Origin of the sequence: Acetobacter fabarum (assembly GCF_040702925.2) — a bacterium.
Classification (GTDB): domain Bacteria; phylum Pseudomonadota; class Alphaproteobacteria; order Acetobacterales; family Acetobacteraceae; genus Acetobacter; species Acetobacter fabarum_B.
Genome location: NZ_JBFCXX020000009.1, coordinates 51,791 through 78,117, shown reverse-complemented (window position 1 = coordinate 78,117; position 26,327 = coordinate 51,791). Strand labels below are relative to the sequence as shown.

Annotated in this window: 26 protein-coding genes, 1 tRNA gene, 1 pseudogene and 1 riboswitch; of the genes and pseudogenes, 7 read left to right on the top strand and 21 right to left on the bottom strand. The window is 58.0% G+C overall.

Features of this window, described 5'->3' with window-relative positions; all coding sequences use genetic code 11:
- Positions 1 to 21: 21 nt before the first annotated feature.
- Positions 22 to 585: a DNA-3-methyladenine glycosylase I gene (locus AB2L51_RS08645; protein ID WP_395582109.1), complete on the top strand. Its 564-nt coding sequence runs from the start codon at positions 22 to 24 to the stop codon at positions 583 to 585.
- Here AB2L51_RS08645 and AB2L51_RS08640 read toward each other — a convergent pair.
- Genes AB2L51_RS08640 through AB2L51_RS08625 form a run of 4 tightly spaced genes read right to left on the bottom strand, consistent with a single transcriptional unit; the run spans position 558 to position 5,267 of the window.
- On the bottom strand, positions 558 to 2,168 hold the full coding sequence (locus tag AB2L51_RS08640) for a TolC family protein (protein WP_395582110.1): 1,611 nt from the start codon (positions 2,166 to 2,168) through the stop codon (positions 558 to 560). The genes AB2L51_RS08645 and AB2L51_RS08640 overlap by 28 nt on opposite strands.
- Positions 2,165 to 4,015: an FUSC family protein gene (locus tag AB2L51_RS08635; RefSeq protein WP_400921546.1), complete on the bottom strand. Its 1,851-nt coding sequence runs from the start codon at positions 4,013 to 4,015 to the stop codon at positions 2,165 to 2,167. The genes AB2L51_RS08640 and AB2L51_RS08635 overlap by 4 nt, the downstream gene beginning before the upstream one ends.
- Positions 3,942 to 4,991, bottom strand: a complete 1,050-nt coding sequence (mdtN, locus tag AB2L51_RS08630; RefSeq protein WP_395582112.1) for a multidrug transporter subunit MdtN — start codon at positions 4,989 to 4,991, stop codon at positions 3,942 to 3,944. Before mdtN ends, AB2L51_RS08635 begins: the two co-directional genes overlap by 74 nt.
- 3 nt (positions 4,992 to 4,994) lie before the next feature.
- Positions 4,995 to 5,267, bottom strand: a complete 273-nt coding sequence (locus AB2L51_RS08625; RefSeq protein ID WP_395582113.1) for a YtcA family lipoprotein — start codon at positions 5,265 to 5,267, stop codon at positions 4,995 to 4,997.
- Positions 5,268 to 5,405: 138 nt separating this feature from the next.
- Between AB2L51_RS08625 and AB2L51_RS08620 the strand changes: the two are divergent.
- Together AB2L51_RS08620 and AB2L51_RS08615 are read left to right on the top strand one after the other, a co-directional pair.
- A pseudogene (locus AB2L51_RS08620) lies at positions 5,406 to 5,849 on the top strand (HIT family protein); the annotation flags it as partial.
- 15 nt (positions 5,850 to 5,864) lie between these two features.
- Complete coding sequence (locus AB2L51_RS08615; protein ID WP_395582174.1) at positions 5,865 to 6,224, top strand: ArsC family reductase; 360 nt, start codon at positions 5,865 to 5,867, stop codon at positions 6,222 to 6,224.
- 55 nt (positions 6,225 to 6,279) lie between these two features.
- Here AB2L51_RS08615 and bfr read toward each other — a convergent pair whose 3' ends face one another.
- The 3 genes from bfr to AB2L51_RS08600 form a co-directional block, all read right to left on the bottom strand.
- Positions 6,280 to 6,768 carry a bacterioferritin gene (gene bfr / locus AB2L51_RS08610; RefSeq protein WP_415453874.1) on the bottom strand — a complete coding sequence of 163 codons (489 nt, stop codon included), beginning with the start codon at positions 6,766 to 6,768 and terminating at the stop codon, positions 6,280 to 6,282.
- A gap of 162 nt (positions 6,769 to 6,930) precedes the next feature.
- Complete coding sequence (locus AB2L51_RS08605; protein WP_395582114.1) at positions 6,931 to 7,929, bottom strand: Lnb N-terminal periplasmic domain-containing protein; 999 nt, start codon at positions 7,927 to 7,929, stop codon at positions 6,931 to 6,933.
- A gap of 2 nt (positions 7,930 to 7,931) precedes the next feature.
- Positions 7,932 to 9,887 carry an esterase/lipase family protein gene (locus AB2L51_RS08600; RefSeq protein ID WP_395582115.1) on the bottom strand — a complete coding sequence of 652 codons (1,956 nt, stop codon included), beginning with the start codon at positions 9,885 to 9,887 and terminating at the stop codon, positions 7,932 to 7,934.
- 110 nt (positions 9,888 to 9,997) lie between these two features.
- Between AB2L51_RS08600 and AB2L51_RS08595 the strand changes: the two genes are divergently transcribed.
- The 3 genes from AB2L51_RS08595 (at position 9,998) to AB2L51_RS08585 (ending at position 12,093) form a co-directional block, all read left to right on the top strand.
- The gene (locus AB2L51_RS08595; protein ID WP_395582116.1) at positions 9,998 to 10,558 is read left to right on the top strand and encodes a histidine phosphatase family protein; all 561 of its coding nucleotides are present in this window, start codon (positions 9,998 to 10,000) and stop codon (positions 10,556 to 10,558) included.
- Positions 10,559 to 10,608: 50 nt separating this feature from the next.
- A riboswitch (cobalamin riboswitch) is annotated at positions 10,609 to 10,817 on the top strand.
- A gap of 37 nt (positions 10,818 to 10,854) precedes the next feature.
- Positions 10,855 to 11,298, top strand: a complete 444-nt coding sequence (locus AB2L51_RS08590; protein WP_395582117.1) for a hypothetical protein — start codon at positions 10,855 to 10,857, stop codon at positions 11,296 to 11,298.
- A gap of 150 nt (positions 11,299 to 11,448) precedes the next feature.
- Complete coding sequence (locus AB2L51_RS08585; RefSeq protein WP_395582118.1) at positions 11,449 to 12,093, top strand: LysE family translocator; 645 nt, start codon at positions 11,449 to 11,451, stop codon at positions 12,091 to 12,093.
- 795 nt (positions 12,094 to 12,888) lie between these two features.
- Here AB2L51_RS08585 and AB2L51_RS08580 read toward each other — a convergent pair.
- From AB2L51_RS08580 to AB2L51_RS08545, 8 genes are all read right to left on the bottom strand, one after another.
- A tRNA-Glu gene (locus tag AB2L51_RS08580) sits at positions 12,889 to 12,964 on the bottom strand.
- 146 nt (positions 12,965 to 13,110) lie between these two features.
- Positions 13,111 to 13,542, bottom strand: a complete 432-nt coding sequence (locus tag AB2L51_RS08575; RefSeq protein ID WP_395582175.1) for a DUF1489 family protein — start codon at positions 13,540 to 13,542, stop codon at positions 13,111 to 13,113.
- A 44-nt stretch (positions 13,543 to 13,586) separates the two neighbouring features.
- Positions 13,587 to 14,741 carry a radical SAM family heme chaperone HemW gene (gene hemW, locus AB2L51_RS08570; protein WP_395582119.1) on the bottom strand — a complete coding sequence of 385 codons (1,155 nt, stop codon included), beginning with the start codon at positions 14,739 to 14,741 and terminating at the stop codon, positions 13,587 to 13,589.
- Positions 14,742 to 14,745: 4 nt separating this feature from the next.
- Positions 14,746 to 16,737 (bottom strand): potassium transporter Kup, encoded by a 1,992-nt coding sequence (locus AB2L51_RS08565; protein ID WP_395582120.1) that lies wholly within the window; start codon positions 16,735 to 16,737, stop codon positions 14,746 to 14,748.
- A gap of 118 nt (positions 16,738 to 16,855) precedes the next feature.
- Positions 16,856 to 17,554: a YggS family pyridoxal phosphate-dependent enzyme gene (locus tag AB2L51_RS08560; protein ID WP_165925506.1), complete on the bottom strand. Its 699-nt coding sequence runs from the start codon at positions 17,552 to 17,554 to the stop codon at positions 16,856 to 16,858.
- Positions 17,555 to 17,618: 64 nt separating this feature from the next.
- Positions 17,619 to 18,644 (bottom strand): NAD(P)H-quinone oxidoreductase, encoded by a 1,026-nt coding sequence (locus AB2L51_RS08555; protein ID WP_395582121.1) that lies wholly within the window; start codon positions 18,642 to 18,644, stop codon positions 17,619 to 17,621.
- A 121-nt stretch (positions 18,645 to 18,765) separates the two neighbouring features.
- On the bottom strand, positions 18,766 to 20,535 hold the full coding sequence (locus tag AB2L51_RS08550; RefSeq protein WP_395582122.1) for a chloride channel protein: 1,770 nt from the start codon (positions 20,533 to 20,535) through the stop codon (positions 18,766 to 18,768).
- An 89-nt stretch (positions 20,536 to 20,624) separates the two neighbouring features.
- Complete coding sequence (locus AB2L51_RS08545) at positions 20,625 to 21,659, bottom strand: TroA family protein (RefSeq protein ID WP_395582123.1); 1,035 nt, start codon at positions 21,657 to 21,659, stop codon at positions 20,625 to 20,627.
- A 107-nt stretch (positions 21,660 to 21,766) separates the two neighbouring features.
- Between AB2L51_RS08545 and AB2L51_RS08540 the strand changes: the two genes are divergently transcribed.
- Complete coding sequence (locus AB2L51_RS08540) at positions 21,767 to 21,991, top strand: hypothetical protein (protein ID WP_395582124.1); 225 nt, start codon at positions 21,767 to 21,769, stop codon at positions 21,989 to 21,991.
- Between the two features lie 48 nt (positions 21,992 to 22,039).
- On the opposite strand, the gene AB2L51_RS08535 is transcribed toward AB2L51_RS08540, so the two are convergent.
- From AB2L51_RS08535 to gnd, 6 genes are read right to left on the bottom strand one after another with little or no spacing between them, the layout of a single operon-like run.
- Positions 22,040 to 22,267 (bottom strand): hypothetical protein, encoded by a 228-nt coding sequence (locus AB2L51_RS08535; RefSeq protein ID WP_395582125.1) that lies wholly within the window; start codon positions 22,265 to 22,267, stop codon positions 22,040 to 22,042.
- A 13-nt stretch (positions 22,268 to 22,280) separates the two neighbouring features.
- Positions 22,281 to 22,859 (bottom strand): gluconokinase, encoded by a 579-nt coding sequence (locus AB2L51_RS08530; protein WP_395582126.1) that lies wholly within the window; start codon positions 22,857 to 22,859, stop codon positions 22,281 to 22,283.
- Positions 22,850 to 23,575 (bottom strand): ribose-5-phosphate isomerase RpiA, encoded by a 726-nt coding sequence (rpiA, locus tag AB2L51_RS08525; protein WP_395582127.1) that lies wholly within the window; start codon positions 23,573 to 23,575, stop codon positions 22,850 to 22,852. Before rpiA ends, AB2L51_RS08530 begins: the two co-directional genes overlap by 10 nt.
- 17 nt (positions 23,576 to 23,592) lie before the next feature.
- Positions 23,593 to 24,342, bottom strand: a complete 750-nt coding sequence (gene pgl / locus AB2L51_RS08520) for a 6-phosphogluconolactonase (protein WP_395582176.1) — start codon at positions 24,340 to 24,342, stop codon at positions 23,593 to 23,595.
- Positions 24,343 to 24,359: 17 nt separating this feature from the next.
- Positions 24,360 to 25,268, bottom strand: coding sequence for an HAD family hydrolase (locus AB2L51_RS08515; protein ID WP_395582128.1), 909 nt, complete (start codon positions 25,266 to 25,268; stop codon positions 24,360 to 24,362).
- A 53-nt stretch (positions 25,269 to 25,321) separates the two neighbouring features.
- On the bottom strand, positions 25,322 to 26,320 hold the full coding sequence (gene gnd / locus AB2L51_RS08510) for a phosphogluconate dehydrogenase (NAD(+)-dependent, decarboxylating) (protein WP_395582129.1): 999 nt from the start codon (positions 26,318 to 26,320) through the stop codon (positions 25,322 to 25,324).
- Positions 26,321 to 26,327: the final 7 nt, after the last annotated feature.

The following is a 26,327-nucleotide window of genomic DNA, read 5'->3' as shown; positions in this document are numbered from 1 at the left end:
TAGGGGGTGAGCGGCTCTGGCATGCTGGTGCGGTGTCAGTGGGCCGAGTCCAATGCTCTGCTCCGTGCCTATCATGATCAGGAATGGGGACGCCCCGTAACAGACAGCCGCGCCTTATGGGAGGCGCTGGTGCTGGAAACCTTTCAGGCCGGGTTGTCGTGGAATACTGTTTTACAAAAGCGCGCGAATTTCCGGCGGGTTTTTTGCGGATTTGAACCGGGCAGGGTCGCTGCTTTTACACAGGATGATCAGGCACGGCTTATGGGGGATGCGGGTATTATTCGCTCCCGTGCCAAAATTGCCGCGACTGTAGCTAATGCGCAGGCATGGCTTGCCATGCAGGAGCGCGGGGAAGATTTTGCCCTGTTCGCATGGGACATGGTGCACGCAGCACAGGCCCATGAGCGCGGGAGCGGGCTGGAGCCGCACTCCCCTTTGTCCGTAACTGTTGCAAAAGCCCTTAAGCATAAAGGGTTCCGTTTTGTGGGCCCTACAACCGCGCAGGCATGGATGCAGGCGGTTGGTATGCTGGATGGGCACGAGGCCACGTGTTTTTGTTACCGGGCAGGTTCATCCGCCCCCTGATCTGGCACATTGCCAATGGCCCCGGTTGCAAAGCCAAGGCTGGCAGCAGCAATAAGAGCGGCATAATATGCGTCCGACCGGGCCAACTGGGCGTCCAGCAATCCGCTTTGGGCGAGCGTTGCGGGGGTTATGGACCCAACACCACTGCGGTAGGCTGTAAAGGCGGCGTCAAAACTGGTCTGGGCTGCGGCTTCCAGCCTGGTGGCGGCTCGGTAAGCGCTCAGCCCTGTGTGTAGACCGTTTTCTGCCGCGACAATCTGTTTGGCTGAGTCGTCCAAGGTCTGCTCCAGCGTAACCTGTGTGCTGTCTGCCCGGTTCTGGGCCTGCTTCATGACGGCAGCCCGCATCCCGCCATCAAAAATAGGGACCGAAATCCCCCCCAGCACAAGGCTGCTGAAGTTATTGGAGGACAGGTTAAGGGTTGGTGATGAATCCGCCCCTGCTCCCGGCACGGAGGAAAGCGCCAGATGCCCGGTTGTATAGGCCACATTGCCTGTAACAAAAACTTTTGGCAGAAACTCGGCTTTTGCCGCCGTTACATTGCTGCGCGCGGCTTTGGCCGCGGCGTAGGCCGCCAGCACATCCGGACGTTGGGAAACAGCCGTGCGGATCATGTCATCCGTCATGCGCATGTCGTCAATGTTGAGTGCTCGCCCCGCTACGTCCTGTGTGCGGAGTTGGGTTGAAGGGGCAATGCCCATGGATGTCATGAGTTCCAGATACGTATTTTCAATTCCGTTCTGGGCCTGAACCAGACGGAGTTCGGCCTGTGCGGTCATCTGCTGGGTCTGGGCGACATCCACAATAGTCCCTTGTCCCTGATGCAGACGTGCTTCTGCTGCGGCCTGAACGCTGTGGGCATTGCGGAGTGACTGCTCCACCAGTCTGGCGCGGGCTACGGCTGCGGCATGCGTATAAAAGGCCAGTGTAACACCGTAAATGACCTTCTGGTGGGCTGCGGTAAACAGCACGTTGCTGGCGAGTTGTAACTGGGAGGCCGCATCAATCATGGCTTCGCGCTTGCCAAAGTCAAACAGCAGCCATTCCATGTTCAGCGTCTGTACCTCACCATGCCCGTTATTCTGGGTGCGGGGCGTATTGGTGTTATTGATAATGCTGCCAGCCAGCCCGCCATTTTCCAGATTAAAGGCATTGTTGTCATGTCGGGTGCCATACCCGCCAACAATGGAGGCCGTAAGGTGTGGCACATAGGCGGTGCGGGCAATCCCCACTGCCAGAGCGGCATCCCGTGCGGCGTTCCATGCCCGACGCGTGCTCGGGTTGCTGGACTGGGCAATATCAATGAGTTCGGGCAGCGTATAGATGTGTGTGGTGTCGATGCTGCTCTCTGCGGGCCGGGGTTCCAGATCGTGGTTTGCAGGCAGCACATAGCCGGGGGGCAGTTTAAGCCCGGAGCGGCCTGCCTTGCCGGGCAGGAGTTCCCCATTGGCGGCAATGTTGGGCTGCCAGGGCATGTCTGGCCGGGCGGGAGCGCTCTCCAGCGCCTGTGTGGCGCAGCCTGCAAGGCCGAGCAGAAGGCAGGGTAGGCCACGCAGGACCGGGGGCGGAGCGCGGTGTCTCATGTCAGGGCCTGTTCCATGTCCTGGATGTGTTGCTGAGCGGCCTGTCGTCGGGAGGGGATGAGCCCGTTTTCGGCTACAATGGCGGCTTGCTGTGTTAAAATGGCGTAAGTGTGCAGGAGTGGCATGTGCGCGCGCATGTGTGCAGGCTCGGCTTCGGCCAGTTCCAGAGTACGCTCCGCGCTGGACAGGTTTTCCTGAACCGTGGCGGCCAGCCGGGTCTGTTCGGTGGGGTCGGTTATGGTGATCTGTTTTTTTAAAACATCAAGCAGAGTGCGAAAGTGCTGGGCAATGGGACCATATGCGCTGGAGGGCCAGAAAGTGACAAAAACGGCGTAGGTTATAAAATTACCAAGCAGGATACCGATAATACGGTCGCGCGCGGTGGTCATATCTGTTGTGGGACCATACCCTTTAAGGTCGCTCAGAAAAAAGGCAAGGCCAATCTGGAAACCTGCATAGGCTATGCGCTCATCTCCATTTTTGACCCAGGAGGCAAAAAGGGACACACCAAAAATCAGAAGTAAAAAAGCCGCAATATTATAAAGATGGGGCATGACAAAAATAATGGAGGCAATGCCAATGGCGCCCCCGACCAGTGCTCCGCTAATACGCAGCCGTAGTTTTGTTGTCATTTCCCCCACGGTTGGCAGGGCGACAATAAAACAGGTGATGATACAGGTGTGGATGCCCGGCCAGTTGAGGATGGTGAAGATAAAGTAGCTGATCATCACAGCTGCTGTACCCTTGACCGCAAAACGCACATGTTCGGGGTTGCTGAAGGCATCTGGGGTAAAAAATCCCGATTTTGGCTCGGGTGATGGTACGGTCTGCGCGGAGGGGGATGGCGGGTCGGTAAAGCCATGCAGCACATTGGCCAACTGGGCCAGAGCGGGCGCATGATCTGGTGTGTTCAGGTAAGGAATATCCTGCGGATAGCCATTATGCGAAAAAATTGCCGCCATATCACGCAGGGTTTGTGAAAATTCCATATTTTCTGGCTGTTTTTCTCCATACCGGAAGGCGGCATGGGCCAGTGCAAGGGCTGCAACGCTGGAGTAGGCGGACTGTTCCAGATGGGCGAGCGGGTCCTTGTGCAGAACTTTTTCCAGCTTTGCCATTTTCAGCAGTCTGAGCATGCCGCCAGCCCCCTCGCGCAATGTGGCGCGGGCGTAGTCCAGCTGGTCGCTGTCGGGCTGTTCGAGCAATGTGGCGCACAGGCGCAGGCGTGCGGCAATCTCACGCATCATCAGTGTTGCGGGGGAGGGGCAGATCAGCGGGCCGCATACAATCATCACCGCGCCGGGAACCAGAATGAACAGGTCTGCATAAAGCAGGGCGCGGGTTGCAATTTCCCCGATCGGGACCAGATCGGCAACAACCAGGGCAAATACGACAATCAACCCCAGAAGATAGGCGACAGGCTTGAGCTTGCTGGCCGAGCCCAGAAAAAAGAAGCAGAAGGACAGCAGCATGATCGCTACGACCTGACCAAACGGATGGTCCAGTGTCAGATGGATCAGCACAAAAAGCAGCGCCAGAATGGTCACGAACAAAAGGTTGACCGCAACACCCGCCAGCATGTTGGTCGTGCGGTCCTTTTGCCAGAGAGCCATGGTGCACAGGGCAGGTACGGCCACATCGGGGATCTGCCAGATCTCACCGATCAGCACGACCATGGTGCAGGCAGCGGCCATGCGCAGGCTATGGCTGCCACGACCCGGTAGGGGCGCGCGGACCAGCCACCATATCCGGGCCAGAGTGCTTTTGCCTGTATCAGTCGCAGGCTGCGCCATGGCGTATTTCCACTGTGGCTGTGGCTCCAAGCCGTAGCAGTTGCGGGTTGGCATGCTCCAGCCTGATCCGGACAGGAAAGCGCTGGGCTACATGCACCCAGTCCATCTCCCGCGGGACAAAGGGTAAAGCGCGGCTCAGACCTGCGGAATCTGCGGATAACACACCCCAGCCGATGCTTTCCACATGGCCGCGTATGGGGGTGGTCCTGTTGATCATGGAGTAAACCGTGGCGCAATCGCCCGGGTGAATGGCGTGGAGCGTGCCTTCGCGCATGTTGGCGGTAACAAACCAGCCGTCATTGGCGATGAGCGTAAACAGCACCTGCGAGGGTACCAGAACTTCTCCCGGAATAACCCGCAGGCTGGTCACATAACCATCCGCGGGGGCCGTAACGGTGGTCTGGCGCAGGGCGTAACGGGCTTGGGCCAGCGTGGCCTCGGCCACTTGCCGGGCCGCAATGGAGCTGTTCAGATCCCCAACAGCGACCTGTGCCGCTGTGGCCTGCAGGTGGCTCTGGTCCAGTGTAATGCCTGAATCATGCAGGGCGACCTGAGCCTGATCGTATTGCTGCCACGGAATATAGGATTTGCTGGCAAGCGGGCGCAGGCGTTCTACGGTGCGGGCGGCAAGGTCGTGGTTGGTTTTGGCCCGGAGAGCCTGATTTCTGGCAATGTCTGCATTGGTGGCTTCCACCGCAACCAGACGCTGCTGCTGCTCCACGCCTGCCTGTGTCAGCGCCAGCCCGGCTGTGGCCTGCTGCACAGCCAGAGTATAGGGTTCGGGGTCCAGCTGGTAAAGCACATCCCCTTTTTTGACCGACTGGTTGACATGCACATTCAAAGCCTGCAATCGCCCGCCAACTGTGGAGGCAATATGCACCAGTTCGGCATCCACCGTTCCGCTATCGGTGGAAGGGTAGGACTCATCCTGCCCCAGAACGTAGTAGCCAAGGGCAGAGGCCGCCGCAATGCAGAGCACGGCCACGGTAAGGCCAATGGGGTTGCGGTTGGAAAGGGATATTTTTTTCATGCGTTACGGCCCAAATGCCAAAAGCCAGAACAGCAGGCCCGTTATGGTGCCAAGCGAGACATAGGTGAACAGCCGCAGGCGGAGCAGGGCGTCAATATCCGTGGCAAGGAACAGCACGCGCAAACCCACCGCTACCAGAATGCCCAGAAGGCCACAGAGCATCCAGCTGGGGAAGTAGGCTCCAGCCAGTGGAAAAGACGGTGCGCCCGCAATCTTGCAACCTGTCAGAGGCAGAAGCAGAACAGGTATGGCGCGCTGAAGGGAAGGGTAGCGCATGATTGTGGCATTAGGACGTGAACATGCTTTTACTGTCAAGAAAATGCAGTCATTATGAGTATTTATGTGTCATTTCTTGGGTAAGAGATTAAGTGTTGACATGATATTAATCTACTCTCAGACCGCAGAGGTAAAGTAATGACGCAGAATGTCATACAGCAGCGCGTGGAACTTGCACGCAAGGGTGCCTACCCCAAGGTTATTGGCCGTATGGCGTCTGGCTGGCTGGTGGTGGCCGATACACAACCGGTGGCAGGATACTGCATTTTGCTGGCAGACCCCGCCGTGCCCAGTGTGAATGACCTGCAAGGCCAGCAGCGGCTGGATTATCTGCAGGATGTTGTGCGGGTGGGGGATGCGTTGCTTGAGGTTACGGGGGCTGCGCGCATTAATTACGAAACATGGTGTAATCAGGCACCATCGCTGCACACCCATATTGTGCCGCGCTATGCAACGGAACCGCAGGCTCAGCGATTACTGCCTCTGTGCGTGGCGTATGATATTGCGCAGGCGCGGGCGTTCAATCTGGCAGAAGATGCGGCATTCATGCAAAAAATGCGCAACGTTTTGGGGATTGGTCCCGTAGAGGAGAATGCAATGTCTGGCGGACTGACATTATATGGTATTAAAAATTGCGATACCGTGCGCAAGGCCCGCAACTGGCTGGAAGAACACGATGTTGCGTATGTTTTCCATGATTTCAAACTGGCAGGCGTTACTGCGCAGCAGCTGGAGGCATGGGCCGCTCAGGTAGGGTGGGAAAAACTGCTGAACAGGGCGGGCACAACGTTCAGAAAGCTGCCTGATGGGGATAAGGCTGATTTGACGGAAAAGCGCGCCATAGCCCTTATGGTCGCTCATCCAACCCTGATCAAACGCCCGGTGCTTGAAACGCAGCAGGGTTTGCAGGTGGGCTTTAAGCCCGAACTCTACGCTGCGGCGTTGGGTAAAAGCTAGACAGGTAAAAGCAGACTGCCACCCGGCTCGTTATAAGCCGGGTGGCGGGCAATTTTTATTCCTGCTCAGGAGCAGACGCGGAGTTGAGCTGGATGTAGCGTTCAATACCAATCTGCTTGATCAGGTCGAACTGGCGATCAATGAAGTCTTCATGTTCTTCTTCATTGGACAGGATCTTCAGCAGCAGGTCGCGCGATACGAAGTCACGCACGCTTTCGCAATACGCAATGCCTTCGCGCAGATCGCTCATGGCCTTTTCTTCCAGCTTCATGTCGCATTCAAGGATTTCCTTGACGTCCTGACCGATCAGAATCGTGTTCAGGCGCTGCACGTTGGGCAGGCCGCCCAGATACAGAATGCGTTCGATCAGCCAGTCGGCGTGACGCATTTCCTCAATGGATTCTTCGTATTCTTTTTTGCCCAGCAGGGTCACGCCCCAATGGCGCAGGGTGCGGGCATGCAGAAAATACTGGTTGATGGCGGTCAGCTCATTGGTGAGCTGGATGTTCAGGTGTTCAATAACTTTAGGGTCTTTGACCATGATGGTTTACTCTCGATCACAAAGGAACTGGAGCAAAGCATAATACAAGAAATAGCGTGTCGCAAACAAAAAAATGTGAAAAATCAAATTGTTTTGAAAAAATAATTATCACTTGCAATAAATTTTCTTCTACATGCGAGTGATACGCACATATTTCCGTTACTTTTATTTATTCTCAAGTGCGAGTGGAAGGGATTCTCGTATTTCATTAGAGTAATTCGCATCTGGCACGGCATTTGCGGGGCGCATTATTCGGCTGAGGTTATGGAGTGTTGCAAAATCATAATGTGTGTTCAGCAATCCCAGATCGTAGGCGAGGGAGGCCGTGTACCCGCTCAACAGGACTCGCCAGTCCAGCCTGTAACGGGTCCGGGCGTTGGCGCGGGCCAGAATCTCGGTCGTGCAGTTGTCCATAAGCGTGTTGTACCACCGTGGGGTGGTGGTGAGTTTGTGTATTTCAGTCAGGTAGTTTTTTAAAACGGTTTCTCGGGTCTGGGCAGAGAGTTCCAGCCGGTAAAGATACACGCGCTCCTTGCGGATATCCGTGCGTACACCAATCAGGTCACGTTCATCGGCGGTAACGTAGGTCAGTTCATAGTGATGGAAAAAACCGGCAATGGTGGAATAGGAAAACTTTTTCTGGCGGCGTGTTTCAATGGAAACAGCAAGGTGGCGGCCATCATCAAACCCGAAGGACAGGAAGACATGGGCAATACTTTCTCCCGCCCAGTAGGATGTTATCAGGTCGATGGTGGCAAGGTGGTCCAGGTCGAAATCCGCGTTGTAATAGTGTGGGGTATAATCGGTTTCGGTTTTATAGGTAAAATTCCGGATGTTGCGCACATGGACCATGCGGCCATCCTGTATGGCATCGGCCAGTACGGCATATTCCCCGGCCCATTCCCGGTTATTGCTGGGGCGGTTGGTGCAGAACCATATGGTAAAACACACACAAAGCCCGCAGAGGGCCGCAATGCGGCGCACGGGCTGGCGGATGCGGGATGTTGCTACAAAAAGCAGCCCGCACAGGCTGGTTACCCCAAGGCGCAGCAGATCGGGTTCAAGTGTGGAATAATAAAAGGCGGCACAGGCATAAGCCGCAAAAATCAGGGTTATGGCGGTTAGTTTCCATGGTCTTTTGTGGCGGTTACGGTGTTTACGCATGGTTATGGTTTTGCCCATGTGGTGGGGATGACATAATCCCCACCAATACGCATGATATTGATGTGGTTCATATCTCCCTTGACGTGCAGGTCAGGTATTGTAGCCGCTAGCTGTTGCAGCAGAATACGGCGTACTTCAGCAATTGTAATAGGGTTGGCCTGTGTGGAATGGCCCGAATTGCGCACGACCAGTTCGCTCTGCACCCGTGGGTCATGCGCGCTGGCGTAAGCCACCACACCATCATCCGCATTATCCAGCGCTCCATCGCCCAGTACGGGAATAATGGAGTGGCTCTGCACATCAGGGACAACAGGAACAGTGGCCAGAGCCTGTATGAACGCGCTGCGCGGGGACATGCCATAAACGCTGCCAAAGCGGCTTGGGCTCATATCCACCTTGAGCGCGCCGGCATTACCCTTCATGACCTGCTGGGTTACTTCCGTAATGGTTGCAGGAAAGGTGACCATGCGCCCGATAAGGTGGGCGATGGAGAAATCTGCCAGATAACTGCCATGTTGCGGAGTGGAAATAAACACAACACTTCTGACTTCGGGCATGGGAGTGGGAAAAAGAGCCTGTTCCAGAAACTGCCGGACATCGGGCGAAAGATGGAGGCTGGAAAGCGCGCGGTGGGTCAGTCCGTTCCACAGGGCATCATGCGGGTCAATCGCCAGCATTTTTGCCAGAAGCCCACCCTGGCTGTGCCCGATCAGGGTAATCTGCCCCAGTGCCGGGTCTGCCTGCGTACCGCCAAGGTCATGGATGGTGCGGTTCAGCGCCTCGCGGAGTTGCAGGGCGGAATAGGGGATGGGGTTGCCCGTGGCGTAGGAGAAAAACCAGAATTCATAATGCGCGCGTATCTGCGGGTCTTCGAGCAGGTCATTGACCATATCCGCCCAGCGTCCGGGGCTGGAGGCCGTGCCATGCACCAGCACAACGGGCATATGGCCATACTGGTGGGGTTCTATGGCAATAAGCTGTGCGCGTTTGTTAAAGAGATTGCCATCCAGAAAACCCTTGTATTCCACAGACCAGTCAACCGCATTGCTCAGGCTGATCGCGCGGGAGGCGGTCTGGTCATATTGCAGGGGGATAACGCCGTCTGTGGTTGGCAGGCTGCTTGTTGTGTCAATGGTTGCCAGCGTCAGGCGCGCATCAATATGGTTTGTAAAAATCTGCTCGCGTGGATTGGGAATTTCCAGCAGAAGGTTGACGGGAATACGCAGCTTGTCGGTAATGGAAAAGGAAATCTGGCTATTGGCTGGAGGGAGGGGCGCTGCTGCCAGAGGTACCCCTAGCCCCGCCCTGCGATAGATGTTTTTTATTCCCTGCACCGAGAGGCGCGCCGTAGGGCGGAAGTCGGTCAGCGTATAGCCGTACCATTCCTTCTGCTCGGGGGTTGTGGAGAGGTCCAGCGTGCCAAAGGGTAGCGTCCAGCGTTGTGGCGCCACCTCCACAGGGCTGCCCAGAGCTTCGGTCAGGCCAAACATGTAAAGATCACACGCCTGACGGAAATGCACGTCATACGCGTTGGGTTTTGCGGTATCCGGCCCGTTGGGGTTCAGGTAGGCGTACGCATACAGGGCTGCCGCCATAAAGGCTGCACGGTCCGTGTTCTGGCGGGCCAGCAGGTAATTCAGCTCCGCAAGGGCAAAAAGCTGGTCCTGCAGATCGGGTGTGTAAAACTGTGCCTGTGTGCTTGCGCGCAGGATGGCCAATGCCTGTTGCGGATTTTTCTTCCATCTGGTCAACAGGTTCTGGCGCTCAAGCACAATACGGGTGGTGTTGCTCAGCTTCTGCCCGCTGAGTGTGCTCTGGCTGCGTTCCTTGTAGCTGTCTGTCAGGCTCAGGCGTTGCACGGTAACGGGGGCTGCACAGCCTGAAACAGCCAGACAGACAGCCACCCACGCAAAACGGGAAGACAGAGTGCTGGATAAAGTGCTGGAAAAAGCGGGCATCCGATTCTCGGTTTAAAATCGCGGTAAAATAATGCCTGATGGTGTAGGGTGTCAGCGCTATGCTGGCAAATCCTGTACAGTCATGGCCCAGTGCTAGAAAGGTTGGTAGGTTGAAGCTGCTTTGCTGTGCGTCTGCACTGCCCGGTGTTGTGCGCAAGGGCGTGCTGCCCGATGGGACTGAGCGGGTTGCGCATGGCTATACCCCCCAGACCGCCGCAGTTTATTTGCCGTCCATGAGCCAGTTAACGGTATTCTGCGCCCCGGATGTGGCCGTGCCGGATGGGCAAGGGCATATCCTGCGGCCACAGGATGCCCTGCGGGACAGGGATTACGGTACGTGGGCGGGCACAGCCCTGCAAGCTCTGGACTCCGTGCAGCAACACGCCTTTTTAACCGATGGGATTTTTACCCCGCCGGAGGGAGAAAGCTTTGTCGCAGCTTACCACAGAACGGCCCTTTGGCTGGACGGTATAAGCCGGACCCTGTCTGCAGCCGTGGTGCTGGCGCGGCCTGCCGTGGTGCGCAACCTGTTGCTGAAGGTCCTGTACCAGGGGGAGGGGGCAGTGGGCCTGTCTCATGCAGTCCGGGTGGATGTGCCGCCTCTGAGCTATAGCCTGATAAGCTGCCATGCGGGCCAGTGGCGTTTGGGTATGCTGGGGGCTCCGGCATAGGGGTGTCCCCTGTTTTTTTGCTCGCGGTGGAGGGCGCATGTCGCTATAGCCTGCCCCTGTTGGTCGAAGGTTCCGCGCGAGCGGATGAAAAGGGAACACCGTCAGCTTCATCAGAAGTCAGTCGGAGACTGTACCCGCAACTGTAGGCAGTAGCTTGCATCCGTTGCCCCGGCAGGGGTGGCCACTGGTGCATAACCGGGAAGGCAGGATGTGTGGCGTATCTGCAAGTCAGGAGACCTGCCTTCGTCTTGCAAACCATGTCACCGGGCGGGACTGACCGGGGGCTGAGAAGTCTGATGTCACGCTATTTACTGCCGGGTTCTTACCCGCATATTCCCTCGTGCTCCGCCTCTATTGCGAGTGGAGGGGACAGTCTGCACCCTTTACTGCGGCATCTGTTGCGTGTCGCCCCGGATCGGACCGAGGTTCTGGCTCTGTTCGGAGAGGAGGCCCCGCAACTGGCCGAAGAAGCCGCTTTGCAGCAGGCCGGAGGGCAGATGCTTGAGATGTTTATGTCTGACATGCCCTTATCTTACCGCGCAAGAGGCCAGCAGCTTGAGGTTCTCTTTCGCAGGATGCTGGAGCACGCGTTAAGTCTGGCCATAAACGCCCGTTGTGCACTGGGGCAGGTAGAAGAAGCCGAGAAGCCCGCAGCCCATGCCATGCTCATAGCCTATGTTGCCGCCCAACAGGTTGTTGGTGCGCGCCGCATGGCTATGGATTTGTATAACGGCAGATAGCGTTAGAGTGATCGCAGGCATTTTTTTGCCTATTGGCTTGGACTTTTTCTGGCTTTTGTTCTTTTTTAGCGCCCAGCACACGTCACCCTACGGGCGGATATGGTCCTTATGGTGGTGTGTGTTGCCCGATATACTTTACAGGAACTGGTCATGCCCCATGTTTTTTTGCCTTTACTGAGCTTTGCTGCCGCATGGGGTGTTCTGGTGCTGACACCAGGGACAGAAACCGCTCTTGTTATTCGTCTGGGCATGAATGTGAGCCGCAATGCGGCTCTGGCGGCTGCGTTGGGTACCGGTACGGGGCTAGCCATATGGGGGATGGGCACGGCGTTTGGTGTGAGCGCGCTGGTTGCGGCTTCTCCCACGTTATATCTGATGCTCGAATGGGCCGGGGCATTTTATCTGGCTTATCTGGGTATTCGGCTGCTGATGCCATCCGCTGGAAAGCACGATCAGGCGGAGGCGGAAGTTCAGGCGCGTTCTGTCGGCGGCATGGGGACTGGTTACCAGCGTGGACTGTTGACGACATGCCTTAACCCACTGGTTGGTGTGTTTGATCTGACGGCCTTTTCACAGTTTATTCCCGCAGGTGTGCATCGGGTCAGCTATTCTCTCCTGTTGGTAGGGGTGCAGGTGGTTATGGCCGTTGCCTGGTATGCGCTTCTGGCCTGTCTGGCGTTTTCGCTCGGTCGTGTCCTGTCCACCCCCAGAGTGGTGCGCGCACTGGATATGCTTACAGGGGGAGTATTCTTCTTTTTTGCGTTCAGGCTTGTCATGAGCGGTATTCCGTCCTGAGTAAGAGGGCAGAAAAATCAGGCGCTCTACAGCTATTTTGGAAACTATAATTCAGAATAGAGCGTGTATGCCGCAGGTGGAGGCTTCAAAAAATCCTCGGGTTTTTGGTGGGTTCTGTATGATTCCTTAGGAGCCTTCCAAAACAGGGTCATCCTGCATGACGGGTGTGTCGTAACAGACTCTCTGCCGGAGTTGTTTGCAGGTCATTCCCTGCTTTTCCACCCATGAAACCAACGTATGGCTGACATATTCAGGACTATTGTCCATTCGGATAACTTACCCATCCAGAACCGCTTTTTCAATTTTATCTTGCCAATTGGTCATGGTGTCGATCTTGGTCAGTGTGAAAGCTTACGCCAGCATCAGTGTAAAAAAGGATGAGGAAATCTCAAGAGGTTTGGCTTTTTGAACACCAATTCCTGCGCTTCATCCACAACAGCAGTGGAGATAACTGTAAGCGGAACTGAGTATGCCCTCATAATCAGTTGGAAATAGGCTTGAGCTTTTCTGGTGCTTTCTTCGTCTGAGTTCAATCCAGATATTCGTAAACGCTGAAGCGGGCCTGAGAGGTTTGCTTACGCGATGATACTGTTACTGGTTTTGAGAGAGCGAAGATGCTGATCAGCGGAGACTGTCAGATTCAGCAGAAACACGTCTTCTGAGATGCCAGATATGGCATCATAGCATTCTGTAGGATGTAAGGAAAATTTACGTCCTTTATGTAACACAGACCTGTTACATAATAGGGAAAGGCATGTTTGATTTCCATCGGAAAATCAATGCCTTACAAATCTATGGTATCCCGTACGGGATTCGAACCCGTGTTGCCGCCGTGAAAGGGCAGTGTCCTAGGCCTCTAGACGAACGGGACAGAGGCGTTGTTGAGCCGCTGTTTAGAGTGGAATATACGGAGCGTCAAGCAACGAAATGACATTTGTGCATTTTTTTTTGAACGTGGAGCCAATACCATAACATCCCTCCATATGGGCGCACTGTTCCATGCCGGATTGGGCTGATTTACAACCCGAACAGGGCCAGTTCCGTTTGCAGGGCGGGGGGAAGATCGTCGTGCCGCGCGCTGCTGCTCAGGTCGGGTGGTGCGTCAGCTGGGTTCAGATACCGCCAGCCCTGAAAAGGGCGCAGGGCGCGGGCTTCCACCCGGATGATGGTGGGGTCGATAAAAAGTAATGTGCCATTTGTACCATCGGCCCGTGTTTCGGGCCGAATGTCCACAAGGCGCTGGCGGCACAGGATAAGCCCCGCAATAACCCGGTAAAGTGAGCCACCCTGGAGCAGTGCAGCCGCCTGTCTGGGAAAAGTCCGTGTGTGCACAACAGGCAGCATTGTGCCGCTATCGGGGTGGCGGCGCTGGTTGGCAGGCAAACGCTGGCGCTCCGCCAGTTCATCCAGCGAGGAAACACCAACAACAAGTTTGATCAGGTTTATCATGTCCCTCACATAGTGGTGGTCCGGTATGGAACGCCTTGCCGGAGTTAGAGCACAAGAGCTGCCAGAAGGGCCTCAAGCCGCAGCCTGCCCTCTGCTGTGGCGCGGAGTGTCTGGTCGTCGCGGATCAGGTAACCTTCGTGTAGCGCCTGCGCCAGAATGGTCTGGTCCACGGCCTTGTCCAGTGCCATGCCGGTGCGGGCTGCAAAACGGGCCAGATGAATACCTTCATGCACACGCAGGCCCATCAGCAGCATTTCCTGCGCCCGGTCATGGGGTGTCAGGTCTTCTTCCGATGTCTGGCCGGTGCCTGTATGTTCTACCCGTTCGGCCCAGGGTTCGGGCGCACGGTGGCGGCGTGTGGCCCTGAGCGCACTGCCAAAGCTTAGGCGGCCATGTGCCCCCGGCCCAATGCCCAGATAATCCCCATACCGCCAGTAGGTCAGGTTGTGCTGGCTCTCGCTGCCGGGGCGCGCGTAGTTGGAAACTTCATATGCCGCCATGCCGTGGGCCTGTGTCAGTTCGGCCGTGGTTTCGTACAGGGCGGCGGCTGTATCACTATCGGGCAGGGTGAACGTGCCTTGGCGGTAGAGGGCTTCAAACCGCGTGCCCGGCTCGATTGTTAACTGGTAGAGGGAGAGGTGGTCATCAGCCAGTCGCAAGGCCGTGGCCAGTTCCTGCCGCCATGCGGCAATACTCTGCTCTGGCCGGGCGTAGATCAGGTCAAATGTCAGGCGGGGGAACAGGTTGCGTGCGGCCTCCAGTGCCGCGCGGGCCTGAGCCGCAGAATGTTCCCGGCCCAGAAAGGCAAGAGCCCGGTCCTCCAGCGCCTGAATACCAAGGGAGACACGGTTGACACCCGCCTGACGGAACTGGTGTAGCCGCCCGGCTTCCACACTGGTCGGGTTGGCTTCCAGCGTGATCTCCATGTCCGGAGCCGCGTCAAACAGGGTGCAGGCATCTTCTATCAGAGCTGCCACGGTTTCTGGCGCCATGAGCGAGGGTGTGCCGCCACCAAAGAAGATGGATGTCAGCTTCCGGCGGCCCAGCCGTGCGGCGTCGTGCGCCAGTTCGGCCCGGAGTGCCTTGGCAAACCGGGCCTGCGGAATATGCGCGCGCACATGGGAGTTGAAGTCACAGTACGGGCATTTGGCCAGACAGAATGGCCAGTGGATGTAAAGGGCGAGTGGTTCGTGCTGCACGCGTTCAGATGGCGACCTTTACGCCCAGTTCCACCACGCGGTCGGGTGGAATACGGAAGAACTCCATGCTCGAAGTCGAGTTACGCAGCATGAACAGGAAGATGGACATCCGCCACCGCGACATGCGCGGCACCGAGGAGCGTGTGACCAGTTCGCGCGATGTGAAGTACGAGGCCTGAAGGGCGTCAAAATCCACACCATTGGCTTTGAGTTCTTCCAGCGCGCGGGGGATGTTGGGCATTTCCATAAAGCCGTAGCGCAGGATGACCCGGTACACATCTGGTGCCAGTTCTTCCACCGTGACGCGATGGCCGCGCTCGGCTTCCGGCTGGTCAAGGTTCTGCACGGTTACAAACAGTACGTGGTCATGCAGGATCTTGTTGTGGCGCATGTTATGCAGCAGGCAGGGCGGGACAAAGTCGGGCGTGCTGGTCATGAACACGGCCATGCCCGGTACGCGGATAATGGTGCGTGACTGGGGCAGACGGGCAATAAAGGAGCCCATGGGCAGGCTGTCCTGCCGCTGGCGGGCAATAATAAGGCCGCGGCCCTTTTTCCATGTTGTCATCATCAGCGTCAGCACGCAGCCGAGCATTACAGGCACCCACCCCCCATCGGGGATTTTGAGCGCATTGGCGGTAAAGAAGGTGCCATCGAGCAGCAAAAAGCCGCCAAACACCATGCCCACCTGCCATGCAGGCCAGTTGAAGTGCTTGCGAAAGACCGCAATGGCCAGAACGGAGGTGCAGATAAACGTGCCCGTAACCGCAATGCCGTAGGCCGAGGCCAGAGCATCCGAACTGCGGAAGGCCAGCACCAGCAGCACGGCACCCACAGCAAGGAAGCGGTTGAAGTCGGGCAGGTAGATCTGGCCTTCTTCTTCCGCATTGGTGTGGGTAATGCGCAGGCGCGGCATGTAACCAAGCTGAATAAGCTGGCGGCAGAGCGAGAATCCGCCCGAAATCCCGGCCTGACTGGCAATAACCGTTGCCAGTGTGGACAGCACCACCATTGGCCCCTGCATCCAGTGCGGGCATAGCAGGAAGAACGGGTTAGCCAGCGCCTTGGGGTCTGCAATAACCAGTGCGGCCTGCCCAAAATAGTTCAGCACCAGCATGGGCAGCACAAAAAACAGCCATGCGTAGCGGATGGGAGCGCGGCCAAAATGCCCCATATCCGCATACAGCGCCTCTGCCCCGGTTACGCACAGCACGACCGCCCCAAGGGCCAGAAAGGAGAGTTTGCCGTGGTAAAACACGAACTCCAGCGCATAGGTGGGGGAGAGGGAGAGCAGAATATGCGGGTGGTGCATGATCTCGATAACACCGAGCGCACCCAGCGTACCAAACCAGAGCAGCATGATCGGGCCGAATATGGTGCCCACCCGACCCGTACCCACCCATTGCACGCTAAACAGGCTGATAATGACCAGTATGGCAACCGGAATAACCACCTCGTGCGCTGCGGGAATACTGACTTCCACCCCTTCGATGGCTGAAAGCACGGAAATAGCAGGGGTAATAATGCCATCCCCAAAAAACAGGCAGGTGCCAATAATCCCGACCATGCCAAGCACCAGCCGCGTTCGCGCACTGGTGGTCACGCGCTGGGCCAGAGACATGATCGCCAGAATACCGCCCTCGCCATTATGGTCTGCCCGCATGATGAGCAGCACATATTTAACGGTTACGATCAGGATCAGGGTCCAGAAGATAAGGCTGGCAACCCCCATGATTTCCCACGGTTCCACCTTGTGGTGGTCAGAAATGACCTCCACCGTGGACCGAAAGGCGTAAAGCGGGCTTGTGCCAATATCACCATAAACAACACCCAGCACGCTCAGCAGGGCAGCAAAGCCTACGGGAGCTATGGCATGTTGCGGTTGATCCGCGTCGAACTCGGCAATCCGCCGTGGTTCTGGTGCTCCGGTAGTCTGGTGCGTCTCGCCCGGAGCCGGGGCGGAACCTGTGGGCGTTGTACTGTCGGCGTCGGTCATGGCATTTCTGGCTCCGCGTCAGGGGCAGAAGAAAAAAGACATTCTAGGATGCCCTGCATAAAGTGCGCAGAGTGCCAGAGGCAAGGCATACCGGCTACCATTATTGAGAATGGACCGTTCAGGCTAGTGCCGGGCGTGGGCCAAATATGGCGCTGCCAACCCGTACAAGGGTGGCACCATGTGCAATGGCCTGCTCAAAATCGGCCGACATGCCCATGGACAGTACAGGCAGGCCATGGGTCTGGGCCATACTGCGCAGGAGTTGAAAATGCGGGACCGGATTCTGCTCTGCGGGCGGAATGCACATCAACCCCCGCAGGGACGGGCCAAACCGCTTCTGGCACAGGCGGATAAACGCATCGGCCTCTTCTTTTGGCACACCAAACTTCTGGGGTTCATCACCTGTGTTGACCTCTACCAGCAAGTCGGGCAGGCGGCCCTGCGCATCCGCCGCGCGGGCAATGGCATCGACCAGTGCTGGGCGGTCGAGGCTTTCAATCATATCGGCAATGCGGACCGCATCCCGCGCCTTGTTGGTCTGTAGCCCTCCAATCAGGTGCAGCCGCAGGTCGGGGTTGGCGGCACGCAGGGGTGGGAACTTGGCTGTGGCCTCCTGCACCCGGTTTTCACCAAACACGCACTGCCCCGCGGCAAGAGCCTCCTGCACACTTTGCAGGGGATGGAATTTGGAGACGGCCACCAGAGTCACCTCAGCCGGGTCGCGCCCGGCGGCAAGGGCTGCGGCGTGCATGCTGCGGCGCACGGCGCAAAGCCGATCGGCGATGCTGGACGTGGCGGAAGGGAGAGACGTATCCATGGGGCCCCGGAACTGCTTGCAAAATGGAAAGGCAGGGTTGCCCCTGCTCCTGTTATCTTTCCTTTTAGGCGGGGGAGACCGTTAAGACAATTTTGCCAATGTGGTTCCCTTCCTCCAGCGCCTTGTGCGCCTGATCGGCCTGCGCAAGCGCGAAGGTGGCATGGATAAGCGGTTTTATGCTCCCCCGGTCCAGCAGGGGCCATACCCGCTCATGCAGTTCGCGGGCAATACGGGCCTTGTTGGCGCTGTCTCTGGGGCGCAGGCTGCTGCCCGTTACGATCAGGCGGCGGGTCATAATCCGGGCCAGATCGGCCTGTTCCGCCTTGGCCCCTCCCTGAAGGGAAATAATGACCAGCTTGCCATCAAGCGCGAGGGATTTGAGGTTACGGTTGAAGTAAGCGCCGCCAATCATGTCCAGAATAATGTTCACGCCCTGATCGTGGGTCAGTTCGCGAATACGGGTTAAAAAATCTTCTGTGCGGTAGTTAATGGCCGTGGCCCCCAACTCCGTGCACAGGGCGCATTTTTCATCTGTTCCAGCGGTTGCAAAAGCCTGCCCGCCAAAGGCTTTGACAAGCTGAATGGCCGTTGTGCCAATGCCGCTGGTGCCACCATGGATCAGCACCCGTGCACCGGGTTCGAGCAGGGTAGGCATGAACAGGTTGGACCAGACGGTAAAATAGGTTTCTGGCAGTGCGGCGGCCTGCTCGGCATTAAAACCCTTGGGCCATGGCAGGCACTGGCCTGCGGGCACAAGGCAGTACTGCGCATAGCCGCCGCCATTGGTTAAGGCGCATACACGGCTGCCGGGGGCGGGCATGGGGGTGCCCTCCTGTGGCAGGCCACAGGCCACCACTTCGCCTGCTATTTCCAGCCCAAGCCGGGGGCAGGCTCCGGGCGGAGGGGGGTAAAGCCCCTTGCGCTGCATAAGGTCGGGGCGGTTAACGCCTGCGGCCATGACGCGCACCAGCACTTCCCCCCGGCCGGGTTGGGGAACCTGCAGGGTTTCAAGGTGCAAAACGTCTGGCTCTCCGGGTTCGGTAAAGCAGATTGCTTGCATGGAGGACGGAACAACAGGTGCAGCAGGCATGGGACACCGCCGGTTTTTGATAAAAATCAGACCCTGTTATTATGGGGGGTGGCCGTGCGGGGCAAAAGGGGCTGGACGATCACGTCCGTGCTACGTGGCGTGGTGGTGGGCGGTTGCCGGGCTATTTGCCGTGTTTTTCCCCCGCCAGTTCGCGGCGGGTGCGTTCGAGTTCTTCCGCGTAACGGCGCAGGACGTAACGCTCGCTGAGAATACCCAGCACATGGCCCTCCCTGTCTGTTACGGCCAGTGCCGGGCGGGTTGTGCGTTCAAAGGCGGCTACGGCATGCCCGATCGAAAGATCAGCAGAAAGCACCTCCCCGTCATGCTCCACCAGAGCGGAAAGGGGCTGGTCGGGGGCAATGGTAATGGACTGGATCAGGTTGCTCTCCAGCAGTCCGGCGTAATGGTTCTGGTCATTGTGCAGCACGATGTAGCGGGGCATGCGCCCGGCAAAGGTTGTGCGGGCTGTAGCAACGGTTGTGTCTGCGGCCAGCGTATCCAGCTCCGTGCGCATCATGCGGCCGACTGTTAAGGTGCGCATCCACCCCACATCCACGCCGGAGCGAATATTTTCCCCCCGCAGGTGGAAGCGCCATGTGGCGAAGGAGTAGCCAAAAATGCGTTTGACCGTAAAGGAGGCGACAAGGGCAGTCAGGGCTATGGCGGCGGTCAGGTTGGCGCTGTGGGTGGTTTCCAGCGTGAGCAGGATCATGGTCAGCGGTCCGCCAATAATGGCGGTGGCCAGCGCGCACATGCCCGCAATCGTGCACAGCCCTAAGGAGAGGTCCATAACAGGGGCGACCACACTGGCAAAAGTGGCCCCGGTCAGCACCCCCAGATAAAGCGAGGCAAAAAACAGCCCGCCCCTGAACCCCGACCCGATTGAGAGAGTAGATGCCGCCGCCTTGAGTAGCAAAAGCCCCATTGCTGCCCAGAGCAGGGGGGGGCTGACCAGCCCCGCCCGCATGGCAATATGGCCCGAGGACAGAACGGTGGGGGAGATAATGGCCAGCCCGCCGACCAGCAGCCCGCCCACCATGGGTCGCAGCCACAGGGGCTTGATGCATACTGCAAAAATCTGTTCCGCGTAGGCGGCACTTTTCATGAGGGCAACGCCGATCAGGGCGGAAATACCCCCCAGCACCGCCAGAAGGGGGTAGGCTGGTGCTGGAATATCCTGCGGAATGGTCATGGTAATGGCGGGGAGTGTTTCCCCCGTCAGGTGCACAACGGCCAGCGCACACAGGGAGGCGCAGGCAACCGGGGCCAGCAGGGGAAAAGCGTAGGAACCTATAATCAGTTCAAACGCATAAAATGCTCCTGCGAGGGGAGCATCAAAAGCGGCACCAATGGCCCCGGCCGCGCCACACCCTACAAGCAGGCGCACATCGGCCCGGTGCATGCGCAGGTTGCGCCCGATGCGTGAGCCAAAGGCCGCGCCAATCTGGGTAAATCCGGCTTCCAGCCCAAGGGAAATACCACAGCCGTTGGAAAGAATGGTCTGCCCCGTTACAATCAGGCTGTCCCGCAGGGACATACGCCCCCCATGCAGGGCATTGGCCTCGATCGGGTCAACGGGTCTGTGGCGGTTGTGGCGTTGCAGGATGTAATGCCAAAGGCCCAGCAGCAGGCCTCCAGCGGTCGGTACCAGCAGGGCGCGCCAGGGAGCCACATGCTCCAGCCCGGACAGGCGCTTGTAGCCGGGGGCCAGCAGATTATGGGCGAGCAGGGTGGTAAAGGTGATCAGGCTTACGGCCAGTCCTGCCAGCACGCCGGTTATGGCGGCCAGAACAAGTAGCCAGAGCGAATCAGTGCGCACCAGTGCCCGCAGGGCCGCAAGCCACCGGGCTGGCGTCTTATGGGAGCGCAGATGTTCCAGCAACGCTGTCATGCTGCATGGCATAACAGCATGGGGGCAGGGCGTCCAATAAGATGTATGCAGGACATACCGCTTATGGGGCAGCCTGCTATTGTGCTGGCTTATGGGGCGGGGGACTGTGCTGCCAGAATGCGCGAAATATCATCCTCGCTCAGACGATAGCGGAAGAAGATATTGTAAAAATTGCGCAGTGCGGTCCGTATATCCAGATCTGCGAACAAGGCTGGGTGGAGTTTTTTAGCAACCCACTGGACCTGTAGGAGGACCTCGCAGCCGTAGCGGTCCCATGCAAACACCCCTTTGGGGTTGGTCCACCATTTTTGCTGCTGGAATGCGTTGAGTGTACGCAGGGGGGAGGATTCGGGCAGTTCTCCGGCAGCAGGGTCCACAATAACCACATCGGGGTTCCAGACGGCTATCTGCTCAAAGCTGACAGGCCGGTGATTACCCGCAATTTTTGCGGCATTGACGCCCCCGGCCGCCTGAATCCAGGCATCAATCAGGGTTTTCTGCCCATCAATCTGAAGGGGAGAAAAACGGGCAATATGGAGCACGCGCGGGCGCTCGGTCACAGGCACCTGTGCCGTGCGGAACTTGAGCAGTTCCAGCACGCGCTCCATTTCCTGACGGTAACGCTTGGCGGTATTATGAGCTTCCTGCGTGCCAATGGCTTCGGCGCTCATGTCCAGCGAACTCAGCAGGTCCGGCATGGTCATGTATTCGGCGGCAAGGGTTGCTACGCCTGCGCGCCTGAGTTCTTCCGCCTTGGCCTTGGTGGGTACGAATGTCAGGCCAATTCTGTTGGCCAGCAGGTATTCCGCGCTGGCCGTATCGGGTTTGACACCCATATGCGCCATGTACAGAACGGGAGAAATTTTAAAAAGCCACGGATTATCACCCGGATTTTCCGCCGTGACCCGTATGCGTGGTGCGGCCCCCAGCATGACGCTTATTTCGTTATGCGCAAACCACAGGTCGGCAATGGGGGGGGCTCCATCCTTGATCTCGACCGTTGCGCCACTCATATCTGTCACAAGACGGGCCTGTGCATGCAGGGGAGCATACAAAGCAAGGCTTGCAGCCATGGCTGCCATGATACGCGGCAGGCTGAAATATCTGGGGCGGTGGAAGGTCATGCGCTTATCCTAATTTCAGATATGTTAAAATATGGACAGACGGCTTGCAAGCCACATCGGCGGGGGAGGCAAAAGCCCCGCAGCATACAAGCAGGAGGCGGCAGATCGTGCGCAGGCATCGTGTTATGGTGGGGAACAGGGTTCTGTATTACGCAGCGCAGTTATCGCACGCGCAGCGTTTTGCCCGTGCCCGGCAGGCGGAGGGCATACAGGCCTATGTTGTGCCTGACCCAACGCCCCAGCGCACCCGCACGGCACGCATAAATTCCCTGACCGGCAAGCCTTACAATAAACCCCAGACTGACGGACAGGCGGCAAAACGGAAAGCCTGAACTTTACGGCTCATGTTGTGCGTGGGCGGCGGCCCATGGGTTTTAACGTCAGACCGTAACCGTGCGGTTCCGGCGCCAGCTCTCTTCCAGTGCATCGGCCGGGTCGGGGTGGAGGTCACTCCATGCGCCATCCTGACCGGGGGCATGGGCCAGTGCCCGCCACTGGGCCTCCCCCGCCATACGCTCCATCACCACATGCCACGATGGGGGAATACGGCTTAACAGGCGTTCCATTTTTTGGCCCGAGGTGAGTGGTTTGGCGTAGTTATGCCCCATAACTGGCGGTCTTTCAGTGTTTGCTGGCTTTGAGCAGACCCATGATCTCGGCAATGGTTTCTGCTGGCTGGTGCAGGGTCAGCAGGGACCATGCAGCCTCGTCCGGGTGTGGGGGTTCGAGTGTTTCCAACTGGTTGGGCAGTTGCCCGGGAGGCATAAAGTGGCCTGTACGTGTGCTAAGGCGCGTGTGCAAAGTCCCTTCATCCGCATGCAGATAAACAAACTGCACAGCCAGACCCTGTGCGCACAGCATAGTGCGATACGCACGCTTGAGTGCCGAACATGCCACAATACCGCCGGTATTGCGTTCCGCGCAGGATTTGAGCCACGCATGGCACCGCTCCAGCCATGCTTTGCGGTCTGTGTCAGTCAGGGGGATACCATCGCGCATTCTGGCAATGCTGGTGGCATCGTGCAGGGTGTCCGCATCCAGCCATGGCCAGCCCAGTTCGTTATGCAGGCCTTCGGCAATAGTGGTTTTACCAGACCCGCAGACTCCCATGACAACAATAAGGCGTTTGCCAATACCATGTGCCGCAGGCTGTGCGGGCAGAACATGCCCCGGCGGAAAAGCTGAACTGTTCAAAGACATGTTTGGCTCCCTTGTGGTGTGATGATCCGGATCCCTTCCGGGCCTGCGGTAATGGTCTGGGTGGCCATATGCAGGAACAACCCATGCTCGACCACGCCAACAATGCCATACAGGGCGTGGCTCAGTTCTTCGGGCTCCATAATGGCCGGAAAAACACAATCCATGATCAGGTTTTTTTCATCCGTGAGAAAAAAAGACCCATCGCGCATGCGGCGCGGTGTAACCTGCGCACCCAAAAGCCCGAGCTTACGTGCGGCATTTTCCCATCCAAAGGGAATGACTTCTACAGGCAGGGGGCAGCGCATGCCTAAGTGGTCCACGTATTTGCTGGCATCAGCCACCACCACAAACTGGGCTGCCGCGGCTGCCACAATTTTTTCCCACAGGAGTGCCCCGCCCAGCCCTTTGATCAGGTTCAGGGTTCTGGGTTCAATTTCATCCGCGCCATCTATGGCCAGATCAAGCTCGGGCTGCTGGCCAAAGGTGGTCAGGGGAATCCCCTCTTCGCGTGCCTGTTTTTCGGTCACGATGGATGTGGGAATGGCGGTAATCCGCAGCCCTTCCTCGCGGATGCGGCGGCCAAGCTCGGCAACCACAAATTTGGCGGTGGAGCCGGTGCCAAGGCCCACGGCCATACCGCTTTGCACCAGAGATGCGGCTTTTACGGCGGATTGCTGCTTAAAGGCTGCGGCGGGGTCGGGTGTGGTGGTTGTCATCTGTCTGTTTGTCCTTGTTATTCTTGGCCCGATGGGGCTGCGGCCTGGTCTGTAAACCATATCAGTTCGCCTTGCGCGGTAACCGCGCTGGCCGGGCATGCGGGGTCCTGCGCACGAATGCGGGCCAGAATATCCCGTTTGGCGGCGCCTTCCACCAAAAAAATCACAGTCTGGCTGGAATGAATGGCAGGGTAGGTTAGTGTCAGGCGGGTATGGGGCGCCACGGGGGGCACGCAGCTTGCAACCCATGCGCGACGGTTGTCGAGCACAGGCTGGCCGGGAAAAAGCGAGGCTGTGTGCCCGTCCGTGCCTATGCCCAGAAGCTGCACATCAAAAAAAGGCCGTTCTGGTGAAAAATCCTGTGCGCCATAAAGGTTTTTCAGGGTCTGTTCGTACGCTCCGGCAGCATCTTCGGCCAGCCCGTGGTCTGGCATGGGGAAAATATTGGAGGCAGGAATAGGGGCTTTTGAAAAAAGCAGACGCTGCATCATGCCAAAATTGCTGTCGGCATGGTCATGGGGCACAAAGCGGTCATCCCCGATAAAAAACTGCATGTTATGCCACGGAAAGCGCGCAACATAGGGTGCGCTGGCCATAAGGGCATACAGGTGCTGGGGGGTGGAGCCCCCGCTGAGCGCCAGCCGGAACGGTGCTGTATCAGCCTTGGCTATGCTGCGTTCGAGCAGCCAGTCCGCCAGTCCGGTTATCAGTGCCTCCCGGTGGGGAAAAACATGCATGGTTCCAGTGGCGGTGGTCTGTCCGGGCATCATGGGGTCTTTCATGCTCATGGAGGGGGTGCGGCGTTTGCAGGGGCGGGAACATAGTGCAGGGCGGAGGCCGTATGGCAACGCGGCAGCACAAACTCCGTTATCGCGCGGGCCCAGCCCTCCTGCGTGTTGGGGGTGGTTATGCAATGCGCGTAGGTCTGCACATCCGGGGTGGACTGGCCCATTGCAATGGCAAGCCCGGCAATGGCCAGCATGGGAATGTCGTTGTTCATATCCCCGATACAGGCAACTTCGCCCACACTTATGCCGTAGTCAGCGGCCAGTTGGCGCACGGCATATCCTTTGTTGGCGTGCAGGGGGGTAATATCCAAAAACCATTTGCTGCAGAGGGCAACACTGGCCCGTCCTGCCAGTTTGCGGCCTATATGGGCCTCCTGTTCCTGCAGCATGGCATGGTCTGCGGTGGAACCGGTAACCTTACCAATATCATGCACGCAGGCGCGCAGGTCGCCCACTTGTGTGGGGGTGCTTTGCACGGTCCGGCTTTCTGCCAGCACAAGAGGGTTCTGCGCATTGCGCACAAGCCATTCATGCCCACGGAACAGCCATGGGTCCACCTGCGGGGCAGCCAGCAGGTCCAGGGCTTCCTGCACGGTTTGGGGGGCGAGTGAGAGGCTGGAGCGGATGGTCCGGTCGGGGTTGAACAGGGTGCCGCCATTCAGCGCGCCGTAAGGGGTACTGACCCTTAACTGCGCAAAATACATTTCCATCCCGCCGGGGGGACGACTGCTGACAAGGCAGAGGGGCACGCCCGCAAGCTGCAATGCCTGCGCTGCCGCCATGCTTTGGGGGGTAATCTGCTTGTCCGGGGTGAGCAGCGTGCCATCCATGTCGGAAACAACAAGGCGGACATAGCGGGCAGGGGGGCGTTCGGGGCCATGCCTGTTCTGCCCAAAGCCTGCCATTGTGTTCTTCCCCCAATGCCCCGGCCCGTATAAGGGCCGGGGGTAAAAGGCGTTTAGCCTTTGCTTTCTACGTGGCCGCCAAAGCCGAAGCGCATGGCGGACAGGATTTTTTCTGCAAATGTATTGTCACTGCGTGAACGAAAGCGCGTAAACAGGGCCGCCGTCATGACCGGCACAGGCACGGCTTCTTCAATAGCGGCTTCAATAGTCCAGCGGCCTTCGCCCGAATCGCTGACTTCCCCACTGAATTTGGAAAGCTCGCCATTATTGGCAAGAGCCTGTGCCGTCAGGTCCAGCAGCCAGGAGGACACCACGCTACCCCGGCGCCAGACTTCGGCAATATCGGCCATGTTAAGCGAAAACCGTTCGTCCTCGGCCAGAAGCGGGGAGTCCTTGCGGTACATGACGTCAAAGCCTTCGGCAAAGGCCTGCATCATGCCGTATTCAATGCCGTTATGGACCATTTTGACAAAATGGCCAGAACCCGCCGGACCACAATACAGGTACCCCTGCTCGGCCCGCGGGTCCAGCCCTTCGCGGTCGCGCTCGGGGGTACGGGGGATGTCCCCCATACCCGGAGCAAGTGCTGCCAGAATGGGGTCAAGATGGTCAGCGGCTTCTTTGGCCCCGCCGTACATCATGCAGTAGCCCCGGTCCAGCCCCCACACGCCACCGGATGTGCCTATATCAAGGTAATCAACCCCTTTTTCGGCCAGCACTCTGGCGCGGCGGATATCGTCCTTGTAGTAGGTGTTGCCCCCATCAATGACGATGTCGCCCCGGCCCATCAGCCCGGCAAGGGACATAACGGTTTCTTCCGTAATGTCGCCAGCGGGGAGCATGGACCACACAATTTTTCTGGGGCCACGTAGCTGCGCAACAACATCGGCCAGACTGCTTGCCCCTGCTGCGCGGCCGGGTTCTGCTCGTGCCACGGTTTTTTCCACCGCTGCGGGGTCCCGGTCGTACACAACAACGTCGTGCCCGAAGCGTGTCAGGCGGACGGCAATGTTGCCTCCCATCCTGCCCAGCCCAACAATGCCTATCTGCATGATCTCT